Origin of the sequence: Synechococcus sp. R50.1 (genome assembly GCF_047462115.1) — a bacterium.
Taxonomy (GTDB): Bacteria; Cyanobacteriota; Cyanobacteriia; order Thermostichales; family Thermostichaceae; genus Thermostichus.
This window is the reverse complement of record NZ_JANSIN010000067.1, coordinates 1-11,617: the sequence shown is the minus strand read 5'-3', so window position 1 is coordinate 11,617 and position 11,617 is coordinate 1. Positions and strand designations below refer to the sequence as shown.

Annotated in this window: 10 protein-coding genes and 2 pseudogenes; 6 read left to right on the top strand and 6 right to left on the bottom strand. The window is 61.3% G+C overall.

From position 1 onward, the window contains the following. The 4 genes and pseudogenes from NW870_RS12250 to NW870_RS12235 all read right to left on the bottom strand — a co-directional run. Positions 1 to 440, bottom strand: a pseudogene (locus NW870_RS12250) (RNA-guided endonuclease TnpB family protein); the annotation flags it as partial. 70 nt (positions 441 to 510) lie between these two features. Next, positions 511 to 1,101 carry an XdhC family protein gene (locus NW870_RS12245; protein ID WP_414375506.1) on the bottom strand — a complete coding sequence of 197 codons (591 nt, stop codon included), beginning with the start codon at positions 1,099 to 1,101 and terminating at the stop codon, positions 511 to 513. After that, positions 1,029 to 1,409 (bottom strand): XdhC family protein, encoded by a 381-nt coding sequence (locus NW870_RS12240; protein WP_414375505.1) that lies wholly within the window; start codon positions 1,407 to 1,409, stop codon positions 1,029 to 1,031. The genes NW870_RS12245 and NW870_RS12240 overlap by 73 nt, the downstream gene beginning before the upstream one ends. A 55-nt stretch (positions 1,410 to 1,464) precedes the next feature. Then, positions 1,465 to 2,616: a serine hydrolase domain-containing protein gene (locus tag NW870_RS12235; RefSeq protein WP_414375503.1), complete on the bottom strand. Its 1,152-nt coding sequence runs from the start codon at positions 2,614 to 2,616 to the stop codon at positions 1,465 to 1,467. A 124-nt stretch (positions 2,617 to 2,740) separates the two neighbouring features. On the opposite strand from NW870_RS12235, the gene NW870_RS12230 reads away from it, so the two are divergent. Together NW870_RS12230 and NW870_RS12225 are read left to right on the top strand one after the other, a co-directional pair. Further along, positions 2,741 to 3,706, top strand: a complete 966-nt coding sequence (locus NW870_RS12230) for a LysR family transcriptional regulator (protein ID WP_011431998.1) — start codon at positions 2,741 to 2,743, stop codon at positions 3,704 to 3,706. A 113-nt stretch (positions 3,707 to 3,819) separates the two neighbouring features. Then, on the top strand, positions 3,820 to 4,851 hold the full coding sequence (locus tag NW870_RS12225; protein WP_414375501.1) for an anthranilate phosphoribosyltransferase family protein: 1,032 nt from the start codon (positions 3,820 to 3,822) through the stop codon (positions 4,849 to 4,851). 102 nt (positions 4,852 to 4,953) lie between these two features. Here the strand turns inward: NW870_RS12225 and NW870_RS12220 are convergent, their stop codons facing one another. Next, positions 4,954 to 6,237, bottom strand: coding sequence for a DUF4912 domain-containing protein (locus tag NW870_RS12220; RefSeq protein ID WP_414375499.1), 1,284 nt, complete (start codon positions 6,235 to 6,237; stop codon positions 4,954 to 4,956). A 416-nt stretch (positions 6,238 to 6,653) separates the two neighbouring features. Between NW870_RS12220 and NW870_RS12215 the strand changes: the two genes are divergently transcribed. The 3 genes from NW870_RS12215 to NW870_RS12205 all read left to right on the top strand — a co-directional run bounded on the left by NW870_RS12215 (position 6,654) and on the right by NW870_RS12205 (position 9,947). Next, positions 6,654 to 7,502, top strand: coding sequence for a hypothetical protein (locus tag NW870_RS12215; protein ID WP_414375498.1), 849 nt, complete (start codon positions 6,654 to 6,656; stop codon positions 7,500 to 7,502). A gap of 127 nt (positions 7,503 to 7,629) precedes the next feature. Continuing rightward, the gene (locus tag NW870_RS12210; protein WP_414356209.1) at positions 7,630 to 8,751 is read left to right on the top strand and encodes a glycosyltransferase family 9 protein; all 1,122 of its coding nucleotides are present in this window, start codon (positions 7,630 to 7,632) and stop codon (positions 8,749 to 8,751) included. A 254-nt stretch (positions 8,752 to 9,005) separates the two neighbouring features. Next, the gene (locus tag NW870_RS12205) at positions 9,006 to 9,947 is read left to right on the top strand and encodes a DMT family transporter (protein ID WP_414375496.1); all 942 of its coding nucleotides are present in this window, start codon (positions 9,006 to 9,008) and stop codon (positions 9,945 to 9,947) included. A 24-nt stretch (positions 9,948 to 9,971) separates the two neighbouring features. Here NW870_RS12205 and NW870_RS12200 read toward each other — a convergent pair whose 3' ends face one another. Next, the gene (locus tag NW870_RS12200; protein ID WP_414375494.1) at positions 9,972 to 11,099 is read right to left on the bottom strand and encodes an iron-containing alcohol dehydrogenase family protein; all 1,128 of its coding nucleotides are present in this window, start codon (positions 11,097 to 11,099) and stop codon (positions 9,972 to 9,974) included. 249 nt (positions 11,100 to 11,348) lie between these two features. Here NW870_RS12200 and NW870_RS12195 point away from each other — a divergent pair. Beyond that, positions 11,349 to 11,617: pseudogene (locus NW870_RS12195) on the top strand (hypothetical protein); the annotation flags it as partial.

Sequence of the window (11,617 nt, the reverse complement as noted above, 5' to 3'; positions counted from 1 at the left end):
ACCAGAGTGGCAGATTTGGGATTGGAGCCCGCCAGCCGTTCTCTCTGGTAGCGGCCAATCGCCAGCTCAAAGCGCTCTCGACCCCCAACGGTGGTCAGCGACACCGTCCAGTCTTTCTCGCGGAACGAAAAGATACGAGCGTCGTAGGTAGCGAAGCCCCCTTTGAACGCTTTGACGGGGCGGTTTTTCTGTTGGGCAACTTTACGGGCGCCGGCCAGCTGTCTGCAGACCTGCTGAGCCAAGTTACTGGACAAGTCGAACCGGGCACGGATTTCGCGGTAGCACAGAGACTGGAGCTTAACGGCGTTGACGACTTTCTCCGGCGTGTTCTGGTTGACCCAATTCAAGGCTTGGCCAAAAGCCTCCAAAGTCGCGTCCAATTTGGCGGCTTGCGACTGGGACACCTTGAGCTTACAGGAGACGGTCAGGACTTGGGTCATGGTTCTATCGTAACTTCCGCATTCCTCCCGACACTGACCCTACGGGTACAGTGCGGGGCTCCTGCGATTTCTAGCTGAAGGCGGTCTCCGGGATCCCTTCCTGGGCCAGGGTTCGCAGTACGGTTTGTACCCGCTTGCGGCTGCCGATCATCCCCAGGTAGTGGGGGGTCAGGCCGGAGTGGTAGATGGCCCGCAGGATTTGGCAATCGAGGCTGTAGCTGCGGGTCACAAGAGCGATGTAGAGCTGCGGGATCCTGTGCAGATGGGGGATAAGTTGGGCAAAGGGTTCTGAGCACAGCCGCTCGGCAACGGGAAAGCGCTGAGGGGTTACCCAGTCCGGGCGATCGTCCTGAACCCAAATGCGAAAGCCGGCCAAATGGGCGATCTGGGCCAGGGACAGGCCGCAGTGGCCTGCTCCGACGATCAGCAGGGTGGGGGAAGGGAGGAGGGGCTCGACCCAGGATCCCGCGAGGAGCTGTGGGCGGGATGGCAGGGAGGCAAAGTGCTCCACATTGCTGTCGCCAAGCCTGAGGTAGGGGAACCCCTGAGGATGGAGGGGAGTGATCAGCCAAGCCCTTGGCCCTTGGGTCAGAGCCTGGAGGATCTGGGCCGCCAATGTTTGGGCAAGGGATCCCTGCCATCGCTGTAGCCAAATGTGCATCCGTCCCCCGCAAACGCCCAGGGGAGGGCTGTTGAGGTCAAGGGAAACTTGCATCCCACAGCCGGCGAGGACTCCCCATCGCCATCGCCAACGGGAACAGCGGTCTGCAAAAGGGTTTGCGCTCGGGCAATGACTTCCGCTTCGGCAGCTCCACCGCCAATGGTGCCCAACAGGGTGCCATCGGATCCCACGGCCAGTTTTGCCCCCGCCTGGCGAGGCACAGATCCCTGGGTGCGGACCACCGTGGCCACCACCAGCGGCCCGCGGGAGAGCATGTCTGCCAACTGTCGGTAAAAGGTCTCGTCCACCTCAGCCTTGGTTATGCCTACGGCACCCTAGCGGGAACGGTCAGGGACTCAATGATCAAGAAAGCCCCTCTAGGATGGCCTGATGGAGGGCAACCCGGAAAGCCTGGAATCCGTTCTCCTGCCGACCGTGGTAGACGGCGTTGGTGAGCAGCGTCACCACCAGCTCCCGCTCTGGATCGATCCACAGGGAGGTTCCGGTGAAGCCGGTGTGGCCGAAGGCGCTGGGGCTGAACGGGTAGCTGCTGGCCAAGGGATCCGGAGAGCGCAAGGCAAACCCCAAACCCCGGCGCTCGTGACAGCGGTGGGCATCCCCTTGCTGAGGCAACTGCTCGCGGGTCATTTCCCTCACCGTCTGCGGCTGCAACAGGGATCCCGTCAAAAAACTCTCTCCGAAAGCGGCTACTTCCTCTGCCGTGGCGAATAGTCCGGCATGGCCGGCGATCCCGCCCAGGCGGGCGGCATTTTCGTCGTGAACCTGCCCCTGTAGGCGGCGCTTTCGCCAAGGACACAGCTCGGTGGGGGCACAAGAGACAGAGACAGGGGGTGGGTCGAAAGGATCCCCCGGATAAAACTGAGTTTGGCTCAGGCCCAGAGGCCGCAAGATCCGGGCATGCAAGATCTGATCCAGAGGGGTTCCGCTCAGACGTTCCAAAGCCAGCCCCAGCAGGATCAATCCAAGATCGCTGTAGACTCTGCGGGATCCCGGCCTGTAGGCCAAAAAGGTGTGCAGGGCCATGTGCCGGGCCGATTCGGCATCGGGCTGTCGAAACAGGGGCCGCCAGGCGGGCAAACCGGCGGTGTGGGCCAGCAACTGTCGCACCGTCACCTGTTCTGTTGCAACAAGCTGGCCTAAGGATTCCGGTTCCACAGCAATCCATTTCCCCGGCTGCAGAGGATCTTCATAGGGGGCAATGGGGCGGGATCCCTGAAACTCCGGCAACAGGAGACTGACCGGTTGATCCAACAGCAACGCTCCGGCTTCCACCAGGGCCATGCAGGCGGTGGCGGTGTAGAGCTTGGTCAGCGAGGCCAGGTCAAAACGGGTGGCCGAGGTTGTTGGTTGGCGCCGGGTCTCAGGGTCGAGATAACCTGCCGCCCTTGAGTAAATACACCTTCCCTTGTGGCGGATGGCCACTTGGGCAGCGGGGAAAAGGTGCGGAATGGCAGAGTTGAGCAGCCCCTCCAGCAAGGCTGGATCCCAACCCATCTGCTTCTCCTCCTGGCTTGGGGATCCCCAGTCCAACAAACAACTTGTAACGGTGTTTACAAAAGCCTACCGCTTCCCCAGCTAGGATGCCACCACGGCAGGCTACATCATCAAGGGATCCCAGGTGCGGCTGGAGTTGTTGCAAGCTTTTTTGAACGTGGTGGAAACAGGCAGCTTTTTGGCCGCTGCTCGCCTCAGCGGTCTGACCCAATCGGCTATTAGCCGCCAGATCCAGGCCCTGGAAGAAGCAGTGGGCGCTCCGCTGTTGCATCGCAAAAGCCCGGTGGCCCTAACTGTGGCCGGGGAACGGCTTTTGCCCCATGCCCGTCGCATCTGTCAGGAATGGCAGCGGGCTCAGGAAAGCATTCGAGAATGGCTGCAGGGCCAGCAAACTGAGCTCTGCATTGCCGGGATCCATTCTCTGATCGCCCATCAACTGCCGCCGGTGCTGCAACAGTTTTGCCGGGAGTACCCAGAGGTGCAGTTGCGGGTTACCGCTCTGGGCAGCGACCGCGCCTTGAAGGTGCTCAGGGATGGGCTGGTGGACGTGGCCCTGGTGATGGAGAACCCCCTGATGACGCGGGGGGCAGAGCTGGTGGTGGAGCCACTGTACTCGGAGCCAATTCAAGTATTGATGCCCGCCACTCATCCCCTCAGCCGCTACGAGCGGATCCCCTGGAAGGTGCTGGCGGAGTATCCCCAGGCTGTGTTCAAAGATGGCTATGCCATGCGCTCCTTGGTGGGATCCCATCTGGCCCGGCAGGGGCTTCCCCTCAAAGCAGCCCTGGAACTGAACACCTTGGATGCCTTTCGGGGGGTGGTGCGACAGGGGCAGTTGATTGCCCTCCTGCCGGAGTCGGCCCTGGTGGACTGCTGCGCCGATCCGGATTTGCAGGTGCGACCCACCGAGCCCCCCCTATTGAGGCGACAGGTGGTTATGGTCACCACCAGCGATCGCTATCGGATCCCTCCCATTCGCCGGTTTTTGCAGTTGGCCGCCCAGCTTATCAGGCAGTCTGAGGTTGAGCCTGCTTCCGGTACAGATCCCCATTTCCCTCAGCCCTCTGCCGGGCTGTTGTCAGTTCTGTAGGGATTTTTTGTAGAAATTTCTGTAAGTTGTCAAATACCTGTATCGGTAGTTGCAAGTGTTCCGCCGTTATCTCCCCCTACTTGGGTAGCCCAGCGCTCCCGACCGCCGATGCCATGAGCCAAGAGTTTCGCGAGCTGTTGAAAAAAATCGGCAGCGGCACCCACACCCACCAGGATCTCAGCCGGGCAGAGGCCGCCAGCGCTGCTCGGATGCTCCTGCGGGGGGAAGCCACTCCCGCCCAGATCGGGGCTTTTTTAATTGCCCACCGCATCAAGCGCCCCACTGCCGAAGAGCTGGCCGGTATGTTGGATGCCTACGCAGAAGACGGCCCTCTTCTGCCCCAACGGGATTTGCCCCATCCCTTGATCATCTTTGGCCATCCCTACGATGGCCGCTCGCGGACTGCGCCGCTGGGGGTGCTGGTGGCTTTGCTGCTGGCGGCGGCAGGGTCAGCCGTTTTGCTGCATGGCTCTGGCTTCTGTCCCACCAAGTATGGGCTGCCTTTGGAAACGGTGTGGCGGAGCTTGGGGGTAGATTGGCGGGGGCTATCCCTGGAGCGGGTGGGGCAACTGCTGGAACAAACCGGGCTGGGATTTTTGTATTTGCCCACCTGTTTTCCCCAGGCTCAGGCCCTGATGGACTACCGGGATCAAATCGGCAAGCGCCCCCCCTTGGCCACCTTGGAGCTGGTCTGGACACCCTACCAAGGCCCCTTTCACCTGGTGGCCGGGTACGTGCATCCGCCCACCGAGGCCACGATGCTGGAGCTGTTTGCCCTGCGGGAGATCCGGCAATTTACCACCGTCAAAGGTTTGGAAGGCAGTTGCGACCTGCCGCGGGAACGGGCGGCCATTCTCAACCAGGGCGGGAAACGGCTGCTCTTGAAGGCTCGCGATTGTCACTTGGCAGGCCCGGAGATTCCCCTCTCCGGCGAGAAAGAGCTGCTCCAACAGATGCAGCAGGTGCTCAGCGGGGATCCCTGTGAACTCACCCCAGCCGCTCTCTGGAATGGGGGTAGCTATCTGTGGCTCCTCGGGCTTGCTCCATCCTTGCCAGAAGGGATCCAACAGGCGGAAGACCTACTTCGCTCCGGACGGGTGATGGAGAAGCTGAAACAACTGATCCAGGTGATTGACCTCTCCTAGGACTGGCATCCCCTGTTTTGATGGCTGGAGTCAAGCTCTCCAGCCCAGGGAAAAAAGCCCCCCGGCCAGCTCCAGGGGGCAAGAAGGGAAAGGTTGGATCCTTCAGGGCAACAACTCTTCGATGGCCTCTTCCTTGGTGTTGGTGCGGCGGGAGAGGGTGCGGCGGTCGAAGGTCATGTGGATCTCCCGGTTTTGCTCGCCATCGGCAGCCACCGCAAAGATGGGGAAGTCGATGTTGCCGTCTGGGAAAGCCATGTGGAAGCGGAAGGTGCCATCGGGGTTGAGCTGGATCTTGCGCCCGCCAATGGTAACGGTGGCATCCGGCTCTGTGGCCCCATAGACAATCAGCTCGGCATCGGCCACCAACCAGAACTTGCGAGAGCGCTGCGGCAGCACTTCGGAAGCCCCCGAGAACAGGCCCAGGCCGGATCCTGAAGCCATCCAGGGAGCAGCGGGCACCTCCGCCATGGCCATCCCCATCATGCCCACACCCGAGGGGATGATAAACGAGCTGATGGCCTGCTCGGGCACCAATTGGCGGCTGCCCATCTGGTGGCTGCCAAACAGGGATCCCGCCACCCGCATCGCCTCAAAGCCACCCACCATTTCCAGGAAGGGATCGACCATGGCCCCTTGCTGCGGCTCATCGCCCTTGTAGGCCACCACACCCATGCCGGTGGCACTGCGCTTGTAAGGCTCGCTGAGCTGGTAGAGGGTGCGGCCCTGCAGGGCCATATCGAAGGGCACCGTCAGGAAATGCTCTTCAAACCAGTCGGAAGGATAGACCGGCGGCACCATCACTGCAGCCGAGCGGGCCAACATCAGCCAGCGGCCATCTGCCGTCCGGTAGCCGATCTCCACAATGTAGGAACGATCGCTCACCGGAATCGGCAGGTACCACTCCCGCGCCAACTCGTCACAGGGGTACTCCTGCATGCTGTGGGCCGGCTGGTAGCTGAAATCGATATCCGTCACATCGTAGAGGCGCAGCGCCAATTGCTGACCCCCCTCGCGGCGCTTGCTCTCCTTGGCCTCGTTGGGCACATCCCAATAGGCGTAGGCCCACTGGGGATCCCGCGGCAGCAAAACAATGCGGCTTTCCCCGTAACCGCCCGGCAAATCGCCCAGCCCTTTGTCCACATCGGCCAGATCCGGCTTACCGCCAACCTCTTGGCCCACAAACTTCGTTTGGGTAACCGACTCTTGGCCGCTCGGCTCTGGCATCGTGTCAGCGGGACGACCGCTGCGAGCAGCTTGGGCTTCCCGAATGGCCTGGACAAGTTGCTCCTTGGTCATGCGGCTGTACTTGGGGATCTGATAGCGGGCAGCTTCTTCCCGCAACTGCCGGATGGTCATTTCTTCCAACGGGATCCGCTCTTGTGGCATGGTCGGGGTCTCCTGTCTTCTCTTCGACAAATCGGGCTTTGTGCAATGCTCCAGCTTCTAACCCAAAGGCCGATCCCAGCTTGCGGCTCAGTACAGCCTCGAACCCGCTGGCGTGCCGGCCTGCCTTGCGCTCTCCAGCCGCTGACAACCATCAGGTGGGGATCAACGGGGATCATCAAGAATGATGAACCCATGTTTGCGTATTTTTGCCTGTCGGTCAAGACCCTGGGGATCGCTGGGGATCAATCTCTTGTTCTCCGACCCACCTTTAGGGAGAGGCCAGGAGCCCCAGCTGCTCTCAAGCCAAGGGGAAGACTGCGCGGGATCCCCTGCCGAACCGGCCCTGCCTGGGTAGCATGGGGGAGGATGAGCGGTTGCCGAGCGGGCCGCAGGTTTTGAGGCCAAGAGGTGTGGGCATGAGGTGGTGGAAGTATGGGATTCAAGGCATACGGATCCAAGTGAGCTGGGCAGCACTGGGGATCCTGCTGGCGGGGCCGGTCTTGCCGGTGGAAGCTGTGGATGCCCAAACGCTGTTTCCTCCCCTTTACCGCTTGCAAGGGGGATCCCCTACCCTGCCCGCTTCTGAAGCAACGCCCTGGCGTCCAGTAACCCAGGATTCTGTTCCGCTCCCACAAACAGATCAAGCCGATCCAAAAGTCCAGCCGGCCCAACCCGGCCATGGAGAAGTGGCAGAAGGCCCGGTTTTCGATCTGGATCTGTTGCGGCAGTTCGGCACCAGCCCCGGCGGCAGTGGCTCTGGATCCCGGCAGGGGGAAGTGGTCGGGCCGGGCAGCGGCCAGAGTGGGGTGCGCGGAGCCAGCCCTGGCTCAGGGATGGGTGCGGGCCAAGGGCCAGGGGGTGGAGCGGGTCTGGAAGCGGGATCCCAGCGGCGGGAACCGCAAGTGACGGGGTTGATTGTGGATGCGCGGGGCTTAGATTTCTTGCCCAGCCAGTCGATGCGCCTGTTTGATCCCGACGGCAACCAAGTCTACACCCCTGTCAATCTTGGCCAAGACCTCAACGCCGCCTTCGTGGGCAGCGAGGGCACAGCCGCCTATGCCACCTCGGAAGAGCAGGCCCGCTCGCTGGTAAACCGCATTGGGGAACGGCCCCACCGCATTCGCGCCATCCGTACCCTTGGCTACGACCTGGTGATTTCCGCCGAAGATGCCTTTAGCCTGCGCCAGATGAATGCGACAGATGGCTTCCTGGATCGCTTTGCCGTGGTGGTCATCTGGGATGGCAGCCAAGCCAGTCTCCCCTGAGGCCCAGGGATCCCAGCATGGCCATCAAAGCACAGGACAGAGGAATGCTAGCCTAGCAAAAGTGCTCTGTCTGCACCACCCGCACCACCTCCAGCGGGGTTGATATCTTCCTGGGGATCCCAGCCTTATGCAACGGTTTGCCAACCAACCTCTGCGGGAACATCCCCACCTGGCGGTGTTTTCCTCCAGCAAGGTGGGCAATTTTGTGGTTACCATCCCGCTGTTGCGGGGCCTCAAGGAAAAATACCCCGGCTGTGTGCTGGATTTTTTTGGCAGCGAGATTACCCGCGACTTTGAGCTCCACTGCCCCTACATCGACTTCAGCTTTCCTCTCTACAGCCGTCGTCCCGATTACCTCGAGGCCCTGACCGCTGCTGTGCGAGAACGGGTGGCTCAGGCCGGGCCCTACGATCTGGCCATCAACTGCGACGAGTTCAGCGAGCTCAACTTGGTGGCGGTGACGGCGCTGCGTCCTCAATACATTGCCGGAGCCGGTTTGACCTTGGATTTTCGCCGCAAGTTGGATCCCGGCTCCGACCCGGTGCAGCGCATGCTCCAGGATGACGACTGGAACGGCCTGGAGTTTCTGCAGCGCTACAAAGGGATCCTCACCAGCAACTACATCGCCGAAATCTTCTGTCGCCTGGCGTACGTGGAGACGGATTTTTTCCGCCTGGAGCTGCCCAGCCGGGATCCCGGTTTTCCGGTGCCAGAGGTCTTGGTGCACATCACCACTACCCGCCGCGCCAAGATGTGGCCTCTGGAGTACTGGCGGCAGGTGATCCAGTGGTGCCAAGGCCAGGGCCTGCAGGTGGGGCTAATCGGCAGCGCGCCGGAGCTGCAGCGATCCCTCTACCACGGCGGCAGCAGCGAAGACGAACTGCTGGCGCAAACGGGAATGGTTGACCTGCGGGGCAAAACCAGCCTCATGGAGCTGGCGGGGGCCCTGAAGCGGGCGCGGGTGTGTATCTCCGTGGATGCGGGGCCGATGCACATCGCGGCGGCAGTGGGCTGTCCCACCATTGCCCTGTTTGGCAACGATGCCGATGGGGATGGGGCCAGCCCGGTGCGACTGTGGGCTCCTCGTCTGCCCCACGTCTATCTCACCCAAACCGCCTACAAGTGCCGGGTCTGCGCAGAGAACAAGTTCAAAAACGAAACCTGCCTGGTGGAGGGTCATCCCTGTATGGCCCATCTCAAGCCGGAAACGGTCATCGGCTACTTGAAAGAGATTCTCAAGCAAACCTAGAGGTTCCACGCCCTCACCCCCAGCCCCTCTCCCAAAGAGAGAGGGGAGCTATGGAGCGACGGGGTGAGTTGTTTCATGGCTACTTGAAATGGCCATGTCTTGGGATCCCCATCTTTTTCCCCCTGGCGAGAGGGATCAGGAGTGCCGGTGGACGGCAAAGATTGCCTAGGGTGGTAGGTCGGATCCCTGGAAGTCCGTTTAAGCTGAGAGTTCAAGGCTGAAAACTTAGTGCCTAAACCATTTGGGTGTGAGCTGTGACTTTGGAGATGTGGTATCGCCACCAGCTGAGCCGCTTTGCAGAGTGGGGAAAAATAAGGCTCTGGCAAGGAGTTGCCCTGAAGCTGCTGGCCACTGCTTGCTTTGCCTGTTTAGGCGCGATCATCCGGCTCAACACTCCCGCCCTTCACCCCTTTCAGATTGTGTTTTTGCGCAACCTATTCGGGTTTCTCGCCCTGTCGCCGCTGGTGTTGCGGGCTGGGATCCAGTCTCTGCACACCGCCAAGATGGAGTTTTACCTCCTGCGCTCGGCGATCAGCACGGTGGGGATGTTGCTCTCCTTTTGGGCAGCCAGCCTGTTGCCTCTGGCAGAAGCTACGGCGCTGAGCTTTGTTCAACTTTTGTTTGCCGGCACGATGGCGGTATGGGTGTTGGGCGAGCAGATGCGCTCGTCCCGCTGGCTGGGATTGGGCCTGGGGTTTGCCGGGGCTTTGGTGATGTTGAGGCCAGGCTTCCGAGAGTTTTCTCTGGGAACAGGGCTGGCCTTGGGGGCGGCAGCACTCTTTGCCTGGGTGACCATCGTGCTCAAGATCCTCTCCCGCACTGAGTCCAGCCTCACGATTACGGCCTACATGGGCCTGCTGCAGACCCCCCTTTCCTTTCTGGCTGCCGTCTGGGTTTGGACCTGGCCTTCTCCTGAGCAGTGGCTGTGGATGGTGGCCATGGGGCTACTGGGCAGCATTGGCCAGGTGGCCCTCACCCAGGCCTACAAGCTGGCTGAGGTGACGATGCTGCTGCCTCTGGATTTCTCTCGTCTGCTCTGGGCCAGCCTAATCGGGTTTTGGGTGTTTGCCGAGATCCCGGATGGGTGGACTTGGATGGGCGGAGCCTTGATCTTGGTGGGCGCCACCTCTGGAGCCTACGGCGAAGCCCGCCTGCCCACAATGCCGACCCAGGCCCGTACCGGCGGAGTTGGATAGCAGACAGATATCCTCTGCCAGGACTTACAGCCGAGGGAGAACAGGGCTGGAGCTGGTCAGGTCTGTGGTGGTAAGGGCCACCAACAGGGCTTCTGGACTGACGGGGAAGGGCAGGTGGTGGATGTCGGATCCTGGCTGGCAGGCCACTTGGGCAGCATGCAGCAGGTCGGCGGATCCCAAGTGACCCAGCTTGAGATCCCGCAAGTTGAGGGGCAGCCCCACCTGGCGGTAGAACTCCAGCAACTGGGTACGTGCTGCCAGCGCCAACTGGTTTCCTTGCAAGATCTCCTCCAGGCGCAATTGCACCAGGATACCGAAGGCTACTTTTTCTCCGTGCAGAGTGGCCCGATGCCCCAGCAAATGGGTTAGCCCGTTGTGGACAGCGTGGGCAGCCACCGTCCGACATTTGGCCCCACCCATGCCGCCAACGATCCCTGCCAGGCAAATGCAAGCATCCACCACCTGTTTCCAAGCAGTTCCGCCCGGCTCCCGCAGGGCCGCCGCCGATTGCTGGAGAAGCAAATCCCGCAAGACACGGGCCTGCTGCACAGCGCCAATCACCAGGGCATCTTCTGAACTGCCGCTGCTGACGGAAGACTCGTACCACTTAGCCAAGGCATCTCCGATCCCGGCTACCAAGGTGCGAGGGGGAGCCTGACGAATGAGGTCGTAGTCCAAGATCAAGGCGGCTGGGGCCTGATCCAAGGCCACATCCCGCTGAAAAGCGCCGCTGTCGGAGTAGATATTGGATAGGGCGCTCCAGGCGGCACAGGTGGCCGCAGAGGTGGGCACGGTAACCACGGGGATCCGCAGCCGGTGGGCCACCAGCTTGGCCGTATCCAGAGCCTTGCCCCCGCCTACCCCCAAGATGCCGGTTGTGGACTCCGCCATGGCTAGCGCCTGCAAACGCGCCAGCTCGGACTCGCTGCAGTCTACCCCGTAGGTAGTCCAGTGAACTTGGAGGGCGGGATCCCGGGCGAAATTGCGCTGCAGAGGGGACTCAACCACAGCCAAGGAGCGTTCCCCCCCGATCACCAGCACACGGGATCCCAGTACCGCAAGGGGCACAGCTTCCAGAATGCCGCTGCCGCGGTACAGCCGACCTGGGGCCAGAATGGCAAGATCCAATTGGCAAGGAGAGGCGCTCAGCATTGCAAGAATGGGCGAGAAAAAGGACTCCGTCCCGCTATCGCGAATAGCTCAGTGTTCGTAATACAGATAACGATCCTAGCCGAAAAAAGGGCTCCGCGCTGCTGACGCGAACGCAGATGGCTCACCCAAGGTCTGGCTATAGTTAAGCTGTTCATCCCCTCAACTCTGCAGCCTCTAAGGTCTCTGGCCCCCTGACACGTTCGCAGAAGTGTCGCGTAGCGACAACAGTCCTCAGCAAGGGATCCCACCATGAACCCCACAACTCAACATCAGCTCATGCTCAAAATTGTGGCCGGCTCTGCTTGGGCCGATAGGCATTTGGAACCCCAGGAATTGGCCTACTTGGGATCCCTGCTGCGCCGCTATGGTTTGGAGCACGATACCGAGCTGCGAGAAGTAAACTACCCGACCCTGACCTTCGCAGTACAGGGCGGGCTTTCGGTAGCCCTGCAGTTGGCAAGCCAACCACGAGCCTCTGGGGTGGTTTACAGCACCCCCAATCGACCGTTACCAGTGCC

Excerpts from the sequence above, each read along its gene's own strand:
- NW870_RS12220 (WP_414375499.1), bottom strand. The coding sequence starts at position 6,237 with ATGCCACAAGAGCGGATCCCGTTGGAAGAAATGACCATCCGGCAGTTG.
- NW870_RS12245 (WP_414375506.1), bottom strand. The coding sequence starts at position 1,101 with ATGCACATTTGGCTACAGCGATGGCAGGGATCCCTTGCCCAAACATTG.
- NW870_RS12210 (WP_414356209.1), top strand. The coding sequence starts at position 7,630 with ATGCAACGGTTTGCCAACCAACCTCTGCGGGAACATCCCCACCTGGCG.
- NW870_RS12215 (WP_414375498.1), top strand. The coding sequence starts at position 6,654 with ATGAGGTGGTGGAAGTATGGGATTCAAGGCATACGGATCCAAGTGAGC.
- NW870_RS12235 (WP_414375503.1), bottom strand. The coding sequence starts at position 2,616 with ATGGGTTGGGATCCAGCCTTGCTGGAGGGGCTGCTCAACTCTGCCATT.
- NW870_RS12225 (WP_414375501.1), top strand. The coding sequence starts at position 3,820 with ATGAGCCAAGAGTTTCGCGAGCTGTTGAAAAAAATCGGCAGCGGCACC.
- NW870_RS12200 (WP_414375494.1), bottom strand. The coding sequence starts at position 11,099 with ATGCTGAGCGCCTCTCCTTGCCAATTGGATCTTGCCATTCTGGCCCCA.